Raw genomic sequence first — 19,519 nt, forward strand, 5'->3', positions numbered from 1 at the left:
CTACATGCCGTCCGCGACCGCCCGCACCACAGCCGCGTCAGCGGGAGTCTGCAGCGCCGTACGGGCCCGGATGTCGGTGTCCTCGCCGAGGTCCGCCGTCGTCGCGCCGCCGTGGCCGATGACGTCGCGGTCCTCCTGGGCCCGGCGGGTGCGCCGGGTGCGGTCGGTGGTGCCTTGGTTGAGGCCCGCCGTGTAGGAGGCGGCGCGGGTACCGCCGAACTCGCCGGACGTGGCCGTGGTGTTGGCCAGGCGGCGGGACAGGCTGTCCGCGCCGTCGGCGGCCTCGCGGTTGTGCCGGGCGCTGGTCCGGAACTCTTCGGGCAGGTACTCCAGATCGCCTTCGTCGCTCACCGGTCTACTCCTGTCGGGCGTCGTCCGTCACGGGTCGAGACACCCCCCTGGGGGGGTGCTGTCAGCTCACTCGCCGAGCACACCGCCGGTGGCCCGGCCGCGCCGCCGCCAGACCTCGGGGTCCTCGGTCAGATCGGTGGGGGCGCCGGGACGGCCGGTGCGGTCCGGGCGGCCCAGCGTGCCCCGGGCCGCGGCGGCGGGCGGCGGGGCGGCGGGCGTACCGGTGAGCCGGTGGCGGGCGCCCGCGTCGGCGGTCCGGCCCCGCCAGGTGCCCGCCGACGCGGTCATCGCGGGTCGGCGGGCGGCTGCCGGGCCGCCGCCCCGGGCACCGGCCGCGCCGGAGCCGTGGGCGCCGGGCGGCGGCAGGTAGGGTCGCCCGCCCTGCGCCGCCTCTCGCATCGCCATCCGTCCGGCGACCCCGGCCCGCCGGTCGAGCTGGTGTGCGGCCTGGCGGGCCACCTGGCCCTGGGCCGGGCCCGCGTGGGCGATGCTGGGCGGCATGGCGCCCCCGTACATGCCGGCGAAGACGGCAGCGCCGGCGCCGCCCGCGAGGGCGGTGGGCGCCAGGCCGGGGCCGCCGACCAGGCCGGTCGGGCCGCCGGTCAGTCCCGCGAGACGGGTGGCGTACTCGGTGACCTCGCCGAAGGGCCGCCCGGTGACCGGGTCGATCCAACGTCCGGAGGACGGGTCGAACTCCCGCCCGGTGGCGGGGTCCACGAGGAACCCGGTGTTCGGTGAGCGCACCCAGCCCGCGAAGTCCCCGCCGTCCGGGCCGATGACGCCGGAGTAGGGGTAGTCGCCCATGCCGACCCGGCTGCCGTTGGGGGCGGTGGCGTAGGCGGCCTGCTGCGCACCGCCGCCCGCCTCCGCCCCCGGGCCGCCCGCCCCACCCCCGTAGGTGCGGGTCGGCCCTCCCCCGCCGGCCGAACCCACGTCCGGCGCGGCCGGGGCGTTGCCTCCGGTCACCCTGGCGTAGACGGCGTCCAGCGCCGCCAGCTCCTTGCGGGCGGCATCGGTCAGTTCGCCCATGCGATCCTGGTGCATGGACGCCGCGGTCATCACATCGGCTTGCGTCTTCTCGTTGCGCAGCCGCTCCTGCTCGTCGTAGCGGTCCTCCAGCTCCATGACGCGCTCGACGGTGGCGGACGTGGAGTCGGCGGCCGTCTGGAGCTGTCCGGCGATGGCGGCGGCCACGGCGCTCGCGCCGTCCCCCCAGCCTCCGACGGCGGTGAGCCGGTCGGCCAGCTCCAGCAGGCCCACACCCGGTTCGGCCTCGGCGTCCCCGGCGATCCCCCGCAGCGTGTCCTTGCTGCGGGTGGCGGCGCCGGCCAGCGCCAGCCAGGCCCCGGCCGCCGCCCGCATCCCGTACTCGCTGGGGCTGTAGACCGTTCGCGCGGTCTCCCGGAAGTCGTCAGCCATCGCTCACCGCACCTCCTGGAACTGGCCGCCGCCCGAGCTCTGGGCCAGCTTCTGCTGGAACGCCGCTTCCTCGTCCGTCATGTCGGCGATCTCCCCTGCCGTGCCGGCGTTCCCCGCGATGTTGTCCACCGAGATGCCCGCGCGTTCCAGCTCGGCGAGCATCGCGGAGGCGGCCCCGGCCAGCGCCGCTTCGGCCGCCGCGCCGTTGGCCACCGTGCCGAACACCCCGTCCACCGAGGCGATCTCGACGAAACGCGAGCGCATCTGCCCGAGTCCGTCCAGGTCGCCGGTGCGGTTCTGTACGTTGTAGAGCTCGTCGGAGTTGTGGTGCTCGGTGTCCCCCGCACCCATGTCCCGCTGTTCCTTCCTCTGTACCCGGTGCCCCTGCTCGGCCCGTCTCAGAGACTCGCGGCCCGGCGCATGGCCTCGCCACCGTCGGCCGCGATCTCCCGGGTCCGGCCGACCGCCGTGTTCTGGAGCCCGAGGTCGTCCACGTAACTCTGCACATCCCGCTGGTACTTCTCGTTGCGTTCGCTCAGGACGCCCGCGAGACCCGCGTCGATGTCCCCGTCCGGGAAGAGTGCGCCGATCTGCGTCATCACGTCGCTCCAGATCTCGTTGCACTCCTCGACCTGGAGTGTTCCGACGCGCTGGACATCCGCCATGCCCAGGTCCTGGAACCGGTAGTGCCCCATCTGACTTGTCCCCTCGTGGTGGTTGAGCTCGTCGCGGCGCGCGTCACATGCCGGCGGTCACGCCGCTGCTGACGCCGTTGGCCCCGCTCATGGTCTGCCGTGCCGCGTCGTCCGTGTCGTGGCCGACTTCGCCGGTGAGGCCGAGGTCGTCCTTGAGGCCCTCCAGGGCGTCGCTGAGCGCCGTGCCCGCCCCCGCGAGGTTCGCGTAGGTGTCCATCGCGGTCGCGGTGCCCGAGCCCTGATAGGCCAGGCCGATCTGCTCGCCCTGGCTGCCGACCGTCTTGGCGGACTGGGCCATGCGGTCGAAGGCGTCCATGACGATGCCCTCGATCTCCTTGAGCCGCCCGGTACTGACGTTGACGTCGAACTCGTTCCCGCTCATGCGGCCTCCCCTTGCCTGTCGTACTGATCGCACGCGGTACCGACAGCGTAGGAAAGGGGCGTATCAGCTGCGTATCAGCCGCCGTCCGGGGCGGGGGCGTGGGCCCTGGTCCGCATGGAGAGGGACGCGGCCTCCCGTTCGTTGAGCTCGTGCAGCAGGCGGCTCGCGCGGGCGTTCGCCGCCTGGGCCTCCTCGTGGCGGCCCAGGCGGAGCAGCGCGGTGCTGAGGGTGGTGTGCATCCCGGCCACCTGGTAGCTGTCGAAGAGTTCCTCCGCGGCGTGGGTGAGGCCGCGGCCGGCCCAGTGGACCGCTTCCTCCCACTCGCCGTTCTCCAGGTGGCACTCGCCGAGGACGGCGGCGATGGAACCGGCCAGGTGGTAGTCGATGGGCGAGGCGGTGTACGCCTCCTGGAGCAGTTCGATCGCCTCGCCCTGGCGGCCCTGCATCCGCAGACAGCGCGCCAGGTTGTTGGCGAGCGACGGCAGCATGCGGCCGGGGACCGGGCGGGCGTGGAGGTCGTCGTACAGCTCCCGTGCTTCCCGGATCGCCTCGTCCAGGCGGCCGCTCAGCGCGAGGCAGGGGACGAGGTTGTGCCGGGCGTTGGTCGCCTCGTCCCACGCGCCCAGCTTCGCGAACAGGGCCATGGCCTCGCGCAGGAGCACCTCGCCCCTGGCCCCGTCGTCGCGCTGGCCGGCGATCTTCCCGAGCTGGCCCAGCGCCACGGCCCGGGACCAGGTGTCGCCGCGGCGCTCCCCGATCCGCAGCAGGGCCTCGCACAGGTGCTCCTGGGGACGCCAGCGCAGCCGGAAGGTGAAGTAGGTCTCCAGGGCGCGGCAGGCTTCCAGCGTGAAGTCGGCCAGGGCGGGCGGCGCGTCGTCGAAGGCGGCGTCCGACAGCTGGTCGGTGAGGGCGACGACGTCCTCCATGGCGCCGTCCACCCAGGCCAGCGCCTCGTCGGCCCGCTCGAAGCGCAGTCCCCGGGGGAAGCGGGCGATGCCGTCCTCGGCGCGGTCGAACCTGACGACGCGCAGGGGTCCGTTCAGCTGGTAGAGGCTCCCGAGATACCAGGCCGCCAGGCCCTCCAGGGCGGCGCGGCCGCGGGCGCGCGGCAGCAGGGCCGCCTGGCCGACGGCGGCCGTCCGGACGAGGTCGTGCAGCTGGTAGGCGCCCGGCCGGGGGCTGGTGGCGATCTGGGCGTCGGTCAGCCGCTCCAGCGCGTCCCGGGCCTCCCCCGCGGTGTGGGCGCCGAGGGCGGCCGCGGTGTGTGCCCCGTAGCTCGTGATCGCGGCCGTGCCCAGCAGCGGGAAGAGTTCCGCGGCCCGTCGGTCGGCCTCGTCGCCCTTGGCTAGTTGCTCGATGCTGAGCAGCAGGCTGGCCCGGGCATCCAGGTCGCTGGTGACGAGTTCAGCCAACCTGCCGCGCTCGTCGCGGAGTTGGTCGGCCCAGTCGGCGGCCGACCAGCGCGGCCGGGAAGCCAGGCGGGTCGCGATGATCCGCAGGGCCAGCGGGAGCCGGCCGCAGAGCCGGGCCAGTTCCTCCCAGTGGGCCTGGTCGCCGGGTTCGGCGGGGGCCCCGGAGACGGTACGGATGAGGGTGACGGCGTCGGCGGCCGTCAGGACCTCCAGGTGGAGGTGGCGGGCCTGTTCGATGCCGGTGAGGAGGGTGCGGCTGGTCACCAGGACGGCGCTGCCCGGTTCGACGGGCAGCAGGGGCGCGACCTGGCCGGTGCCCACGGCGTTGTCGAGGACGAGCAGGAGGCGGCGCCCGGCCAGTTCGGCGTGGTAGCGCTCAAGCAGTGCCGCCGGGTCGTCGGGCAACTCCTCGGCGGTGGCGCCGAGTCCGCTCAGCAGCGCGTGTGCGGCGTCCTCGGTGGCGAGCGGCGACCGCTGGGGGTCGGCCCCGCGCAGGTCCACGTAGAGCAGTCCGTCGGGGAAGCGGGCGGAGACGTCGTGCGCGGCCCGCAGGGCGAGCGCCGACTTGCCGACGCCGCCGGGCCCGTCGATGAGGCAGACCGTGGGCGCAGCGGCGGAGTGCGACAACTGGCCGCGGAGCCGGGCCAGTTCGCCGTCCCGGCCGACGAAGACGGATGGGACGGGCGGGAAGGAGCTGTGGGTGCGTCCGGCGCGCGGCCGGACCGGTGCGGCGCCGCGGGAGGGCAGGGCGAGGGACGGGTCGTCGCGCAGGATGGCCTGCTCCAGCGCCCGGGTCTCCGCGCCGGGTTCGATGGCCAGTTCGGCGACCAGTTCCCGGCGCACCTCCTGGTAGACGGCGAGCGCCTCGGCCGTACGGCCGCAGCGGTGGAGGGCGAGCATGAGGAGCCGGGTCAGCCGCTCGCGCAGCCGGTGCCGCCGGGCGGCCGCGCTCAGCTCGTCGACCAGCGTCTCGTGGCGCCCCAGGGCCAGTTCGAGTTCGTAGCACTCCTCGGTGGCGCTGAGGTGCAGTTCCTCCAGGCGCGGCCGCTGAGCGGCGCGCAACGGCAGGTCGGGCAGGTCGGCCAGGGGTGCCCCGCGCCACAGGGACAGCGCCTCCCGGAGCAGGGTCACAGCCTCTTCGGTCTCCCGGGGCGCGAGCTCCCTCGCCCGCAGGACGAGGGAGCGGAAGCGGCCGAGGTCGGTCTCCTCGGGCTCGGCGACCAGCAGGTAGCCGCCCGGCACGGTACGGATACGCTCGCCGGGCAGCGCCCTGCGCAGCCGCATGACGTAATTGCGCAGGGTGGTACGGACGTTGGCGGGAAGCTGTTCCCCCCACAGCTGGTCGGCCAGCTCCTCGGCCGGGACCGGACGCCCGGCCCGCAGTATCAGGGCGGCCAGGAGCGCGCGCAGCATCGGGGCGGACACCGGCAGCGGTTCGCTCCGGTGGTCCACGGCCTCCACCGGCCCCAGAACGCGAAACTGCACGCTGCCCCCTCTGCCGTCACCGGTCGTCCGCGCACCCGCCCGAGCGGGCAGTGCGCTGCCCCCCCCCGCACCGGGTTCGTCAACTCTACGCAACTGTCGCGGTCGGCGAAAACCGCGGTTCCGGTTGGCGGGACGGCTCGCCCGGGTCAGCTCACAGGAGTCCGAGCGACCGCAGGACACGCCGCTGCCCCGGCATCGGCCGCTCGGGCCAGTAGACGTAACAGACTCCGCCCGTACCGCTTCTGACCTGCCCGTTCGCGTCGTACCTCTTCGTACGCAGCCAGATGTTCTCAAACTCGCGCCGCCGATAGACGCGGCGTACGGCGTCGTTGTCGGGGGACGCGGGGTCGTTGGCGATCACATCTCCGACGGCGGTGAAGCCGATCACCGTCATCAGATGTCCGGAGGTTCCGTATCCGGCGCCGGTCAGTTCCTCCTCAAGGAAGGACTGGGAGGTGATGACGGGGATTTTGGCGGCGATCAGCTTCTCGACGTCGGCGAGTGAGCCGAGCCGGGTGACGACGGCGTTCAGGTCGCGGTACGTGGCGGCGTAGGCGGCGTTGAAGGGCCAGTTGCCGCAGCCGCCGTACTCGTAGTCGTAGGTGTACCGGGCGGCGTGGCAGACCTGGGGGTCGGGGAGGCCCGGCCTCACCCACGCGAGGTCCTCGGCGGTGGGCCTCCGGCCCCAGTATTCGATGATCATCTGCGAGGAGGTGGGGCTGCACCAGGCCTCTCCGCCGTTGTCGTACTCCGGGTACTGCCCGATGTGGACGTTCTGGGAGTAGCGCGGGACGGCCAGTTCGCGGGCGAGCGAAGGGGTGGTGGCGGGCACCGTGAAGCGGTCGGGCACGTCGGAGGCCATCGCGCCGGCCCGCCAGACGGTCGGGGTGAGGCGGCTGCCCGGGGCGCGGTACAGGGTGAGCCGCAGCCGGTAGGAGACCAGGCGGATGCCGCTCGCGGGATCGTCAACCGAGAAGGTGTCCGTCCAGACGGAGCTGTACGGGTCCCCCTGGCCGCCGACCGACGTACGGCGGATGTCACCGTCTGAGCCCGCCCAGCGCCCCATCACGAACCAGGGGGTCGCGGTGCCGTCCGCGTAGGCGCCGCTCAGCTCGATCTGGAGCCAGGTGCCCGCAGGGGTGCGCGCGTTCCAGGAGGCGATCACTTCGGTGGCGGGGACGGAGGAGCGGTGGACGGGCGAGGTCCAGGTGGCGTAGTCCCAGGCGGCCGACTCCCCGGTGTGCGGGTCGGTGTAGTCGGTGCGGCCCGCCGGGGTGGCGATCACCAGGCCGGGGCGGGCGCCGGGGAGCACCCGGGTTCCGTCGCCCGCGCCGCAGCGCCAGTCGGTGTACGTGCGCCAGAAGCGGGTGTCCACGAGCGGCACCCGGGAGGGGGCGGGCCGGGCAGCGGGCCCGGCAGGGGCGGCGGCCCGGGCGGCCCCGGCCACCGCGCCGGTGGTGGCCGCTGCCGCGAGCGCGGCGCCGAGGACGGTTCTGCGGGACGTCGGACTGGTCATGGTCGTGACCCCCGGTCGTGGGTGGGAGTGGGGCTGCGGATGCCGTTCGGTGCGCCAACTATCCCGGTTCCGGACCGGGTCGGGCCAGCGGTTCGGCAGGGACCGCCGAACCGGCATGGGCCTGGACCACTGGCATGGTCCGGGTCCGGACCACGGTGTGACCTGCGGCGGGTCCCGGGCGCCTTCGAGCGGGACCGTACCCTGGAGCCATGGACGACCTGGCCCGCCACGCCGATGGCCTGCGCTCGCTGCCCCCTTCCTGCGGGCCCGTGCGGCTCGTCGCGGTCGACGGGCACGCCGGGTCGGGCAAGAGCACCTTCACGGCCCGTCTCGCGGCGGCGCTGGGCGGTGCACCCGTCCTCCATCTGGACGATCTCGCCACCCACGAGGAGCTGTTCGGCTGGACGGGGCGGCTGCGGGACCAGGTGCTGCTGCCGCTCGCGCGCGGCGAGAGCGCCCGGTACGCCCCGTACGACTGGAACCGCCGGCGCTTCGGCCCGGCGCGGACCCTGGAGCCGGCCCCGGTGGTGCTGATCGAGGGTGTCGGGGCGGGGCGCCGCGCGGTGCGCCCGTGGCTGGCGGCGCTGTACTGGATGGAGCTGGACCGGAAGACGTCCTGGGGGCGGGGGCGGCGGCGCGACGGCGCCGGGCTCACGGAGTTCTGGGACGGGTGGACGTCGGCCGAGGAGCGGCATTTCACCGACGACCCCTCACGCCCGTACGCCGATGCGCTGGTACGCCAGTTGTCCGAGGGATATGCGTGGCTGGAGGGGCCGGGCTCGACAGCAGCGGCGAACCATTCCGTCACCCGGAGTAGCCGCGACGCCCCGCCCTCCTGAGCCGTCGGAAAACGTCCCGGAAGTGCCCCAGCTCTGCTTGACCGGGGGCCCTTACTGGTCTTACGTTCTCAATGTGCGGCTTTTCGGAGCCCCCGCAGACGCGAAGCCCCCGGTTGTTCCCCCGTGATCGGGGGCTTCGTCCTGTGCTCGTGCCGCCGTTCCGGCGACCACGCAGAGCGATGCACTCACCCTCGGTCACCACCCTGGCAGGTCGGCCATCCAGCGGCCGCCTCCCCCGTGCGCAGGTACGATGCACCTCGGTGTGGTCAATTCCCTACCCTCGCGCAGTGATTCAGCACGCTTCGGTGGGCATGCTGTGCGGGCGGGACATCCTGGGGGCACGGTTTGTGGGGGACCTGATGGACATCGGCACACAGGGCGCACAGGCCCCCGCCGACCTCGCCTGGCTGCGCGGCATGGACGCCTACACGATGGGCGCGTATCCGCAGGCCGAGGAGGAGTTCAGGGCCGCGGTGCGGTTCGATCCGGGCATGGCGGACGGCTGGCTCGGCCTCCATGCGCTGCGCATCGACACCACCACGGCCCTCTTACGCATGTACCGGCACCGCGACCGCTTCGGCGAACAGCGCGCACGCCACCGCCGTACGCTCAACTCCTGGTACTGGCTGGGCTGGTGGGTGCAGCCGGTGCTGGAGAGCCCGCGCGACCTGCTGCTCGCCCACGCCTCGCACTGGCTGGACGGCCGCCATGTGCCGGAGCTGGACCGGGCGTTGGCCGGACTCCCGCCGGTGGACGCGGACCCGCAGGTGCGGTTCCTGCATGCCTGCCGCTCCTATCTGGTCAAGGACTGGGAGCAGTTGGTGCGCTGCACCGAGCCGCTCGTGGACGATCCGATGCTCGGCATCGAGGCGGGTCTCTTCGGCGGTATGGCCCGGGTGCGGCTGGAGATGTACGGGCAGGCGGAGCCGCTGCTGTCGGCGGCCCTGATGCGCTGCCGCAGCGAGCAGCCGCAGCGCAAGGAGCTGCGCTACTGGCTGGCGCGGGCCCACGAGGGCACCGGCCGCAGCGCGGCGGCCCTGCCGCTGTACCGGGCGGTGCACCGGGTGGACCCGGCCTTCATGGACACCTCCGCCCGGCTGGCCGCGATCTCCGAGGGAGACGGCTACGACGAATCGGCGGATCTGGCCGCCGTGACCCTGTCCGGCTTCGGTTCGGAGGGTTCGGGGGCGGAGGCTCAGCCGGAGGGCGACGCATTGCTCGGCACCGATCTGGTGGACGGGCGGGAGCCGTGGCCGGTCGGGGAGGCCGGGCTGCTCGACGACGAGCCGGCGCCCGCTGCGCCCGCGCGCGTCGAGAGCGTACGCCGCAAGGGGGCCGGTAAGCCGCCCGCCTTCCCGGCCCGCCCCAGCGATCCCGCCCTGCTGTCCGAGGCGCTGGCCCAACTGGAGCGCATGGTCGGGCTCGAACCGGTCAAGCGGCAGGTCAAGGCGTTGTCGGCGCAGTTGAACATGGCCCGGCGCCGGGCCGAGCAGGGGCTTCCCGTCCAGCCGCCGAAGCGCCATTTCGTCTTCTCCGGACCTTCCGGCACCGGCAAGACGACGGTGGCCCGCATCCTGGGCCGGGTCTTCTACGCTCTCGGGCTGCTCGGGGGCGATCATCTGGTCGAGGCCCAGCGCTCCGATCTGGTCGGGGAGTTCCTGGGGCAGACGGCGGTGAAGGCCAACGAATTGATCGACTCGGCCCTCGGCGGGGTGCTCTTCGTGGACGAGGCGTACAGCCTGGCCAACTCCGGTTACAGCAAGGGCGATGCGTACGGGGACGAGGCGCTTCAGGTCCTCCTCAAGCGGGCCGAGGACAACCGGGACCATCTCGTCGTCATCCTCGCGGGTTACCCGGAGGGCATGGACCGGCTGCTCGCCGCCAACCCGGGGCTGTCCTCGCGCTTCACCAGCCGGGTCGACTTCCCCAGCTACCGCCCGCTCGAACTCACCGCGATCGGGGGCGTTCTGGCCGCCGAGAACGACGACGTGTGGGACGAGGAGGCGGTGGACGAGCTGCGCTCCATCAGCGGCCATGTGGTGGACCAGGGGTGGATCGACGAGCTGGGCAACGGGCGCTTCCTGCGGACGCTGTACGAGAAGAGCTGCGCCTACCGCGATCTGCGGCTCTCCGGCTACCCGGGCGAGCTGTCCCGGGAGGATCTGTCGACGCTGCGGCTGCCGGACCTGATGCAGGCGTACGGCGAGGTGCTGTCGGGGCGCGGACCGGTGGGCCGCGGGCGGCAGGAGCCCGGCGGGGTGTGACGGTACGCGGGCCGGGGGCCGCGGGCGGCAGGGGTCGAGACGGGGTGTGACGGGGCGCGGACCGGGGCGCGCTCGCCCGGGTCCCGTACGCGAGCGGGGCGGGCCCGGAAGATCCCGGCCCGCCCCGACGGCGTACGGACTGCTCAGCCGTCGCTTCCCGTGCCCCGCGACTCGACCAGGGCGCGCAGGGCGCGGGCGTCGCGGATGGCCTGCTCCTTGGCCATGCCGGGCTGGATGCCGAGGGCGGGCATGCTGGTGCCGTCGCTGAGGTCGAGGAAGACCCACGGGTCGCCGGAACGCAGGTTGACGCGGAGGATCTCCTCCCACGCCAGCCTGCGGGTCCGGGTGAGGTTGACGACGGTGACCCCGGTGTCGTCGGCAGTGACCCTGGGCCTGCTGAGCAGGGCGAGGACACCGAAGAAGAGCGCGGCGACGAAGATGAAGCTGACCCGCTCCGCCGGGTTGAGCCGCTCCAGCATGAGCGCGATGACCGTGATGACGAGGAACATCGCCAGGCCCACGCTCAGCAGGACCACCCGGGTGAGGGTGGGCCGGAAGGTGACCGGCAGGGTGGGGAGTTCGGGCCTGGGCGCGGACATCGGGGTCTTCTCTCGGGGAGTGCGGTGGCCGGGGCCGTCAGAGGCGGCAGGCGTGGATGGCCGTGGTGAGGATGGCGCGGGCGCCGAGCTCGTACAGGTCGTCCATGATCCGCTGGGCCTCCTTGGCGGCGACCATGGAGCGGACGGCGACCCAGCCCTCGTGGTGCAGCGGCGAGATCGTCGGGGACTCCAGGCCGGGGGTGAGGGCTACGGCGCGCTCCAGGTGCTCGACGCGGCAGTCGTAGTCCATCATCACGTAGGACCGGGCGACCAGGACGCCCTGGAGGCGGCGGAGGAACTGCTGGACCTTGGGGTCGTCGGCGGGGGCGCCGTTGCGGCGGATGACGACGGCCTCGGAGGTCATGATCGGGTCGCCGATCACTTCGAGTCCGGCGTTGCGCATGCTGGTGCCGGTCTCGACGACATCCGCGATGATCTGGGCGACGCCCAGCTCGATGGCGGTCTCGACCGCGCCGTCGAGGTGGACGATGGACGCCTTGACGCCGGACTCCTTGAGGTGGGCGGCGACGATGCCCTCGTAGGAGGTGGCGATCGTCATTCCGTCGAAGTCCTGCGGGCCCGCGGCGGTGCCGGGCTTGGTGGCGTAGCGGAAGGTGGAGCGGGCGAAGCCGAGCTGGAGGATCTCCTCGGCGTCGGCGCCGGAGTCCAGGAGCAGGTCGCGGCCGGTGATGCCGATGTCGAGCTTGCCGGAGCTGACGTAGATGGCGATGTCCCGGGGGCGGAGGTAGAAGAACTCGACCTCGTTCGAGGGGTCGACCAGGACCAGCTCCTTGGACTCCTTGCGCTGCTGGTAGCCGGCCTCATGGAGCATGGCCATCGCAGAGCCGGAGAGTGCACCCTTGTTGGGGACGGCGATGCGCAGCATGAGGTCAGGTTCCTTTGTGCGGAGGGGGAAAGAAGGGGCTGTGACGTGCGGTGCTCGGGGCGGGCTCAGAGATGGGCGTAGACGTCGTCGAGGGAGATCCCGCGGGCGACCATCATCACCTGGACGTGGTACAGCAGCTGGGAGATCTCCTCGGCGGCGGCTTCCTTGCCCTCGTACTCGGCGGCCATCCAGACCTCGGCGGCCTCCTCGACGACCTTCTTGCCGATGGCATGCACGCCCTTGTCCACCAGTTCGGCGGTACGCGAGGTGGAGGGGTCGCCTTCGGCGGCCTTGAGCTGGAGCTCGGCGAAGAGCTCTTCGAAGGTTTTGTTCGCCATGATGTCCTCAGAATACGGGGTCGCCGGAGGGCCCTCAGCGCCAGGGTTCGCTGACGGTCCGCAGCGTGGCGGCCGTGGCGACGGCGGCGGTGACCGCTTCGTGCCCCTTGTCCTCCGCTGACCCTTCGAGTCCGGCCCGGTCGAGCGCCTGCTCCTCGGTGTCGCAGGTCAGTACGCCGAAGCCGACGGGAACTCCGGTGTCGACGGTGACCTGGGTGAGGCCGAGGGTGACGCCCTGGGACACGTACTCGAAGTGGGGGGTGCCGCCCCGGATGACCACGCCGAGGGCGACGATCGCGTCGTAGCCGCGTCCGGCGAGCACCTTGGCGACGACGGGCAGCTCGAAGCTGCCGGGGACCCGGAGCAGGGTCGGCTCGTCGATGCCCAGCTCGTGCAGGGCGCGCAGGGCGCCGTCGACGAGCCCGTCCATGACCTTCTCGTGCCACTGGGCCGCGATGACGGCCACCCGCAGGTCGGCGCAGTTGCGTACGGACAGTTCGGGTGCACCCTTGCCGCTCATGTTTCTCCTGAAGCTGGTGATGTGGGGATGGTCGTTACTGGTTGGCGCAGGTCGACGCGGGGGCGCCGTCGAGCCAGGGCAGGTCGTGGCCCATGCGGTCGCGCTTGGTGCGCAGGTAGCGCAGATTGTGCTCGCCGGCCTGGACGGGCATCGGTTCCCGGCCGGTGACGGTGAGGCCGTGGCGCAGGACGGCCGCCGTCTTGTCGGGGTTGTTGGTCATCAGCCGCAGGCTGCGTACGCCGAGGTCCTTGAGGATCTGGGCGCCCGCCGCGTAGTCCCGGGCGTCGGCGGGCAGACCGAGCTCCAGGTTGGCGTCGAGGGTGTCGACGCCGCGCTCCTGGAGTTCGTACGCGCGCAGCTTGGAGAGCAGACCGATGCCGCGCCCCTCGTGGCCCCGGAGGTAGACGACGACGCCCCGGCCCGCTTCGGTGATGCGCTGCATGGAGGCGTGCAGCTGGGGGCCGCAGTCGCAGCGCTGGGACTGGAAGATGTCGCCGGTCAGGCACTCGGAGTGAATGCGGACGAGGACGTCCTCGCCGTCGCCTTCCGCGAGGTCGCCGTGGACCAGGGCGACGTGCTCGACGCCGTCGACGGTGGAGCGGTAGCCGTACGCGGTGAAGTCGCCGAACGCGGTGGGCAGCCGGGTCTCGGCCTCCCGGCGGACGGTCGGCTCGGAGCCGCGGCGGTAGGCGATCAGGTCCTCGATGGAGATGATCGTCAGTCCGTGCTTGCGGGCGAAGGGGACCAGCTCGGGCAGCCGGAGCATGACGCCGTCCTCCCCCGCGATCTCCACGATGGCCCCGGCGGGGCGCAGTCCGGCGAGCCGGGCGAGGTCGACGGCGGCCTCGGTGTGGCCGTTGCGGACGAGGACACCCCCGGAGCGGGCGCGCAGCGGGAAGACGTGGCCGGGGCGGACGAAGTCGCCGGGGCCCGCGACGCCGCCCGCGAGCATCCTGAGGGTGGTGGCGCGGTCGGCGGCGGAGATGCCCGTGGTGACGCCGTGGGCGGCGGAGGCGTCGACAGAGACCGTGAAGGCGGTCTGCATCGACTCGGTGTTGACCTCGACCATCTGCGGGAGGTCGAGCCGCTCCAGCTCGTCGCTCTCCATGGGTGCGCAGATCAGGCCGCGGCACTCGCTCATCATGAAGGCGACGATCTCCGGGGTGGCCTTCTCGGCCGCGATGACGAGGTCGCCCTCGTTCTCGCGGTCCTCGTCGTCCACGACGACGACGGGCCGGCCGGCGGCGATGTCGCGGATGGCCTGCTCGACCGGGTCCAGGGAGAGGTCCTCGGCGAGCGGGTCGTGGCCGGGGTGCAGCCAGGTGGGCTGGGCTGTCATGCCGTGGCTCCTTCCAGAGCGGGTGTCCGCGTACGCAGCCACCAGTCACGCATCCCCCACAGGACGAGGGCGCCGTAGATGATGTAGACGAAGCCCGAGAAGGCGAAGCCGTTGGCGAAGTTCAGCGGGACGCCGACCAGGTCGACCAGCAGCCAGGCGAACCAGAACTCGACCATGCCGCGCGCCTGGGCGTACATCGCGACGACGGTCCCGACGAAGATGTACGCGTCCGGCCACGGGTCCCAGGACAGCGACGGGTAGGCGGTGAACAGGCCGCCGACGGCCAGGGTGCCGAGCGCTGCCGCGCCGATCAGCACGGCGCGCTCGCGCCAGGTGGCGAAGCGGACGGCGATGGAGCCGTCCTGGGCCTGCTGCCTGCCCCGGTTCCAGGACCACCAGCCCCACAACGCCACGACGATGACGACCAGTTGCTTGCCCGCGCTGCCGGAGAGGTGCGCGGAGGCGAAGGCGACCAGGAGGATGGCGCCGGAGAGCAGCTGGGCGGGCCAGGTCCAGATGGAGCGCCGCCAGCCGAGGGCGAGGGCGATCAGGCCGATGATGTTGCCGATCATGTCCGACCACTTGATGTGCTGGCCGAACACGGTGAAGGCCTCGGAGTTGAGCCAGGAGGCGGCGTTCATCGCGGGTCCTGCCCGGACCGGTCGCCGAGCATCCGCTCGACGTACTTGGCGATGACGTCCACCTCCAGGTTGACCGGGTCGCCGGGCTGCTTGTGGCCGAGCGTGGTCAGGTCGAGGGTGGTGGGGATGAGGCTGAGGGTGAAGTAGTCCGCGGCGGCCTCGACGACGGTGAGGCTGACGCCGTCGACGGTGATGGAGCCCTTCTCGACGACGTACCGGGTGAGCTCGGGCGGCAGGGAGACCTTGACGATCTCCCAGTGCTCCGAGGGGGTGCGCTCCAGGATGGTTCCGGTGCCGTCCACGTGCCCCTGGACAAGGTGTCCGCCGAGCCGCCCGCCGAGCGCCATCGGGCGCTCCAGGTTGACCCGGGAACCCGGGGTCAGCGCGCCGAGGCTGGAGCGCTTGAGGGTCTCGGCCATCACGTCGGCGGTGAACTCGCCGTCGGCGGTGTCCACGACGGTGAGGCAGACGCCGTTCACCGCGATGGAGTCGCCGTGCCTGGCGCCCTCGGTGACGAGGGGGCCGCGCAGCCGGAAGCGGGAGGCGTCCTCCAGCTGCTCGACGGCGGTGACCTCACCCAGTTCTTCGACAATTCCGGTGAACACTCAGATTCCCTTCCGGGCAGGCGTGGGGACGGCGGTGATGCGCAGATCGGGGCCGATGCGGACGGTCTCGGTCACTTCGAGGCGCAGCGCCTGGGAGATGGTGGAGATTCCGGCGTCGGCGAGGGCGGCGGGGCCCGCGCCGAGCAGGACCGGGGCGAGATAACCGACGACCTTGTCGACCGTTCCCGAGGCGACGAAGGCACCGGCCAGGGTGGGCCCGCCTTCGAGGAGTACGGAGCGGACGCCGCGGGTGTGCAGGGCGGCGAGGAGGGCCTCGATGTCCAGGCCGGGTCCGGTGGCGGCGCGGGGCAGCCGCAGGACGACGCCCTCGGGGAGGTGGCCGGCCGGGGCGTCCTCGGCCACGGCGACGAGGGTCGGCGCGGTGCCGTCCAGGACCCGGGCGCCGGGCTTCACGGCGGTGGCGTTCGTGTCGACGACGACCCGCAGCGGCTGGGTGGCGCCGTCGATGCCGCGTACGCCCAGCTGGGGGTCGTCGGTGCGGGCGGTGCCGGAGCCGACGATCACGGCGTCGGCCTCGGCGCGCAGCCGGTGGACGTCGGTGCGGGCCTCGGGCGAGGTGATCCAGCGGCTGGTGGCGTCGGCGGCGGCGATCCGGCCGTCGAGGGTGGCGGCGTACTTCCACAGGACGTACGGACGCCCCAGGCGCACCGAGGTCAGCCAGGACGCGTTACCCGCCTCGGCCTCCTCCGCGAGGAGGCCCTGCTCGACCTGGATCCCGGCCGCGCGCAGGGTGTCGGCACCGCCGGTGGCCTGCGGGTCCGGGTCGCCGACCGCGTACACGACCCGGCTGATCCCGGCGGCCGGTAGAGCCTCGGCGCAGGGGCCGGTGCGGCCGGTGTGGTTACACGGTTCGAGGGTGACGTAGGCGGTGCCGCCACGGGCCCGCTCGCCCGCCGCGCGCAGGGCGTGGACCTCGGCGTGCGGTCCTCCGGCGCGCTGGTGGAAGCCTTCGCCGGCCACGGCTCCGGTGGCGTCGGTGATCACGCATCCGACGACCGGATTGGGGCTGGTGGAGCCGAGACCGCGCGCTGCGAGCGTGATCGCTCGGCGCATGGCGGTGATGTCGGCTGCGGTGGCCACCGGGTCCTCCTGCCTCTTCGGGCACGGACTCCGGGGCCTGTCGATGACGACAGATAGAGCGGATCGTCAGGGGAACGCCGATACCCGAGGACGGGAAACGCCAGGAACGCACGGATTGCCGGGAGCTTCCCGGCCACGCGTCCGCCGACGGCGGCGTACCGATGACAAACCGCCGCGCACTGCCTCCCATCCGGACTTTAACCGTCGGTCCAGGAATTTCACCTGGTCAACCGGCCGCTGGCTGCGGACGGGTCGCGGACTGTAACCGCCGGTTCGGAATTGCACCGACCCCGGAGTGCGCTGCTACTGGTACGGAACCAGTCTGCCACGGACGTCTCTCGGCCATGCGGGTGAGCGCTGTGGGCTGGGTCACAAAGGGCTCGGGGGCGGCTGCCGCACACCCGTCGAGGAGGCGGCCGACAGCGAAGTTGACGTTTAAAGGTCCGGACCTATTGACGCACTGGTCTAGTCCTCTTAATCTCTGCGTCACCTCCGAGGTTCGGTTCGACGGTGTGCGCACACCAAGGACCCCGACACGACCCACCCCCTTTGCCAGTTGTGTTCTGCCGACCTCCCCAGGAGGAACGACCACATGCTGTCCCCCACCCGAGCGAGAGCCACCCTGCTCGCCGCCGGCGCCGCCGTCGCCGGACTGCTGATGACCTCCCTTGCCGCCACCCCGTCGGCGGCCGCCACCGACCACGAGTCCTGTCGCCCCGACGGCCTCTACCAGACCCCCGGTGTCAACACCCCCTACTGCACCGTCTACGACTCCGACGGACGCGAGAAGATGGGCGACGACCACCAGCGCCGCGTCATCGGATACTTCACCAACTGGCGTACCGGCAAGGACGGCAAGGACGCCTATCTGGTCCCGGACATCCCCTGGGACAAGGTCACGCACCTCAACTACGCCTTCGCACACGTCGACAGCGCCAACAAGCTCTCGGTCGGCCCCGACAGCGCGGACAACGCCTCCACCGGCATGACCTGGCCCGGCGTCGCAGGCGCCGAGATGGACCCGGCGCTCCCCTACAAGGGCCACTTCAACCTGCTGACCAAGTACAAGAAGCAGTACCCGGACGTGAAGACCCTGGTCTCCGTGGGCGGCTGGGCCGAGACCGGCGGCTACTTCGGCCCGGACGGCGAGCGCGTCGACTCCGGCGGCTTCTACTCGATGGCGACCAACGCCGACGGCTCGGTCAACCAGGCGGGCATCGACACCTTCTCCGACTCGGCGGTCGACTTCGTCCGGAAGTACGGCTTCAACGGCGTCGACATCGACTACGAGTACGCGACCTCGATGAAGGACGCGGGCAACCCGATGGACCACGCGCTGGCCAACGGCCGCCGCGCGGGCCTGGTCAAGGGCTACGACGCCCTGATGAAGACCCTGCGCGAGAAGCTGGACCACGCGGGCGCCGCCGACGGCAAGCACTACCTGCTGACCGTCGCCGCCCCCTCCTCCGGCTATCTGCTGCGGGGCATGGAGACGTACCAGATGCAGAAGTACCTGGACTACGTCAACATCATGTCCTACGACCTGCACGGCGCCTGGAACGAGTACGTCGGCCCGAACGCCTCGCTGTTCGACGACGGCAAGGACAACGAGCTGGCGCAGGCGGGTGTGTACACCACCTCGCAGTACGGCGGCCTCGGCTACCTCAACACCGACTGGGCCTACCACTACTTCCGCGGCTCGATGCCGGCCGGCCGGATCAACATCGGTCTGCCGTACTACACCCGCGGCTTCAAGAACGTCGAGGGCGGCACCGACGGCCTGTGGGGCAAGGCGCCCACGACCGACTGCCCGGCGGGCGCGGGCCTGACCAAGTGCGGTGACGGCGCGGTCGGCATCGACAACCTGTGGCACGACAAGGACACCAACGGCAAGGAATCGCCCGCCGGTTCCAACCCGATGTGGCACGCGAAGAACCTGGAGAAGGGCATCGTCGGCGATTACGTCACCGACTACGGCTTCCCCGCGGACACCCAGCTGACCGGCACGTACGCCCGTAAGTACGACTCCACGCTGGTCGCCCCGTGGCTGTGGAACGCGCAGAAGAAGGTCTTCCTGTCCACCGAGGACGAGCAGTCGGTGCAGGCCAAGGCCGACTACGTCGTCGACAAGGGCATCGGCGGCACGATGATCTGGGAGCTGGCGGGCGACTACCGGTGGAACGCGGCCAAGGGCCAGTACGAGACCGGCTCCACGCTGACGACCGCGATGTACGACGCGTTCAAGTCGGCCACCCCGTACGGCGCGAAGCGCTCCACGATCGACCTGCCCACCGAGGCGCTGGACATCGACGTCTCCTTCGGGCAGTTCCCGCTGGGCGACTCCAACTACCCGATCAGCCCCAAGCTGAAGATCACCAACCGCACCGGGGCCACGCTGCCCGGCGGCACGGAGTTCCAGTTCGACTACTCCACCTCCGCCCCGGCCAACGCCAAGGACCAGTCCGGCTTCGGTACGACGATCATCCGCAGCGACCACACGGCGACCGACAACATCGGCGGCCTGGGGGGCGACTACAACCGCGTGTCGCTGAAGCTCCCGGCCTGGCAGACGCTGGCCCCCGGCGATTCGGTGGAGCTGGACTTCGTCTACTACCTGCCGACCTCCACCCCGTCCAACTGGACCGTGACCTTCGACGGGAAGTCCTACTCCCTCGCCGGTGACCTGGCCCGCGGCACCACGCTGGTCGAGCCCGGCCCGGGACCCGACCCGACGCCGACCCCGGACCCGACCGGTCCCACGCCGACCCCGACCCCGACGGAGCCGGGCGGCGAGTGCTCGGCCCCGGCGTGGAACGCGACCACCGAGTACGGCGGCGGCTCCACCGTCAGCCACGACGGCCACGAGTGGAAGGCCTCGTGGTGGACGAAGGGCGAGACGCCCGGCTCCACCGGCGAGTGGGGCGTCTGGAAGGACCTCGGCGCCTGCTGAGTCCGCACGCACGCACGGCGACAGCCCCGGCCTCCACAGCCGGGGCTGCCGCCCGTTCCGGCGGCTGACCCCAGGACGACGGTCCTGGTGACCGGCGCCACCGGAACCCCGGACCACCGGTCAGCTGATCCGCCGACCGCTCGCGGAACCCCGGGACCGCCGGTCAGCTCTCCGGCC

General features: G+C 72.2%; 18 protein-coding genes and 1 riboswitch. Of the genes, 3 read left to right on the top strand and 15 right to left on the bottom strand.

Features of this window, described 5'->3' with window-relative positions; translation table 11 throughout:
- The 7 genes from RI138_RS03540 to RI138_RS03570 all read right to left on the bottom strand — a co-directional run bounded on the left by RI138_RS03540 (position 1) and on the right by RI138_RS03570 (position 7,260).
- Positions 1-351 (bottom strand): hypothetical protein, encoded by a 351-nt coding sequence (locus tag RI138_RS03540; protein WP_096633056.1) that lies wholly within the window; start codon positions 349-351, stop codon positions 1-3.
- Between the two features lie 66 nt (positions 352-417).
- The gene (locus RI138_RS03545) at positions 418-1,770 is read right to left on the bottom strand and encodes a hypothetical protein (protein ID WP_311118731.1); all 1,353 of its coding nucleotides are present in this window, start codon (positions 1,768-1,770) and stop codon (positions 418-420) included.
- 3 nt (positions 1,771-1,773) lie between these two features.
- Positions 1,774-2,121 (bottom strand): hypothetical protein, encoded by a 348-nt coding sequence (locus tag RI138_RS03550; protein WP_096631442.1) that lies wholly within the window; start codon positions 2,119-2,121, stop codon positions 1,774-1,776.
- 47 nt (positions 2,122-2,168) lie between these two features.
- The gene (locus tag RI138_RS03555) at positions 2,169-2,465 is read right to left on the bottom strand and encodes a hypothetical protein (RefSeq protein ID WP_096631441.1); all 297 of its coding nucleotides are present in this window, start codon (positions 2,463-2,465) and stop codon (positions 2,169-2,171) included.
- Between the two features lie 43 nt (positions 2,466-2,508).
- Complete coding sequence (locus RI138_RS03560; protein WP_096631439.1) at positions 2,509-2,847, bottom strand: aliphatic sulfonate ABC transporter substrate-binding protein; 339 nt, start codon at positions 2,845-2,847, stop codon at positions 2,509-2,511.
- Between the two features lie 74 nt (positions 2,848-2,921).
- A complete protein-coding gene (locus RI138_RS03565; protein WP_311118732.1) occupies positions 2,922-5,744 on the bottom strand; it encodes an AfsR/SARP family transcriptional regulator in 2,823 nt (940 codons plus the stop codon).
- 151 nt (positions 5,745-5,895) lie between these two features.
- Positions 5,896-7,260, bottom strand: coding sequence for a peptidase C39 family protein (locus RI138_RS03570; protein ID WP_311118733.1), 1,365 nt, complete (start codon positions 7,258-7,260; stop codon positions 5,896-5,898).
- Between the two features lie 209 nt (positions 7,261-7,469).
- On the opposite strand from RI138_RS03570, the gene RI138_RS03575 reads away from it, so the two are divergent.
- Positions 7,470-8,099 carry a uridine kinase family protein gene (locus RI138_RS03575; RefSeq protein ID WP_311118734.1) on the top strand — a complete coding sequence of 210 codons (630 nt, stop codon included), beginning with the start codon at positions 7,470-7,472 and terminating at the stop codon, positions 8,097-8,099.
- Between the two features lie 359 nt (positions 8,100-8,458).
- Positions 8,459-10,363: an AAA family ATPase gene (locus RI138_RS03580; RefSeq protein WP_311122799.1), complete on the top strand. Its 1,905-nt coding sequence runs from the start codon at positions 8,459-8,461 to the stop codon at positions 10,361-10,363.
- 143 nt (positions 10,364-10,506) lie between these two features.
- Here the strand turns inward: RI138_RS03580 and RI138_RS03585 are convergent, their stop codons facing one another.
- The 8 genes from RI138_RS03585 to ribD all read right to left on the bottom strand — a co-directional run bounded on the left by RI138_RS03585 (position 10,507) and on the right by ribD (position 16,392).
- Positions 10,507-10,962, bottom strand: a complete 456-nt coding sequence (locus RI138_RS03585; RefSeq protein ID WP_096631432.1) for a PH domain-containing protein — start codon at positions 10,960-10,962, stop codon at positions 10,507-10,509.
- A gap of 37 nt (positions 10,963-10,999) precedes the next feature.
- Entirely contained in the window at positions 11,000-11,848 is an 849-nt protein-coding gene (hisG, locus tag RI138_RS03590) for an ATP phosphoribosyltransferase (protein WP_096631430.1), read from the bottom strand.
- A gap of 65 nt (positions 11,849-11,913) precedes the next feature.
- Positions 11,914-12,186, bottom strand: a complete 273-nt coding sequence (locus RI138_RS03595; RefSeq protein WP_018490177.1) for a phosphoribosyl-ATP diphosphatase — start codon at positions 12,184-12,186, stop codon at positions 11,914-11,916.
- Between the two features lie 34 nt (positions 12,187-12,220).
- Complete coding sequence (gene ribH, locus RI138_RS03600) at positions 12,221-12,706, bottom strand: 6,7-dimethyl-8-ribityllumazine synthase (protein WP_096631428.1); 486 nt, start codon at positions 12,704-12,706, stop codon at positions 12,221-12,223.
- Between the two features lie 34 nt (positions 12,707-12,740).
- Positions 12,741-14,045: a bifunctional 3,4-dihydroxy-2-butanone-4-phosphate synthase/GTP cyclohydrolase II gene (locus RI138_RS03605; protein ID WP_311118735.1), complete on the bottom strand. Its 1,305-nt coding sequence runs from the start codon at positions 14,043-14,045 to the stop codon at positions 12,741-12,743.
- Positions 14,042-14,686: a nicotinamide mononucleotide transporter family protein gene (locus RI138_RS03610; protein WP_096631424.1), complete on the bottom strand. Its 645-nt coding sequence runs from the start codon at positions 14,684-14,686 to the stop codon at positions 14,042-14,044. The genes RI138_RS03605 and RI138_RS03610 overlap by 4 nt, the downstream gene beginning before the upstream one ends.
- Positions 14,683-15,291: a riboflavin synthase gene (locus tag RI138_RS03615; protein WP_311118736.1), complete on the bottom strand. Its 609-nt coding sequence runs from the start codon at positions 15,289-15,291 to the stop codon at positions 14,683-14,685. Before RI138_RS03615 ends, RI138_RS03610 begins: the two co-directional genes overlap by 4 nt.
- Entirely contained in the window at positions 15,292-16,392 is a 1,101-nt protein-coding gene (gene ribD, locus RI138_RS03620) for a bifunctional diaminohydroxyphosphoribosylaminopyrimidine deaminase/5-amino-6-(5-phosphoribosylamino)uracil reductase RibD (RefSeq protein ID WP_311118737.1), read from the bottom strand.
- A 172-nt stretch (positions 16,393-16,564) separates the two neighbouring features.
- Positions 16,565-16,695, bottom strand: a riboswitch (FMN riboswitch).
- A gap of 289 nt (positions 16,696-16,984) precedes the next feature.
- Here ribD and RI138_RS03625 point away from each other — a divergent pair.
- A complete protein-coding gene (locus RI138_RS03625) occupies positions 16,985-19,342 on the top strand; it encodes a chitinase C-terminal domain-containing protein (protein ID WP_311118738.1) in 2,358 nt (785 codons plus the stop codon).
- Positions 19,343-19,519: the final 177 nt, after the last annotated feature.

The organism is Streptomyces durocortorensis (assembly GCF_031760065.1).
GTDB lineage: Bacteria > Actinomycetota > Actinomycetes > Streptomycetales > Streptomycetaceae > Streptomyces.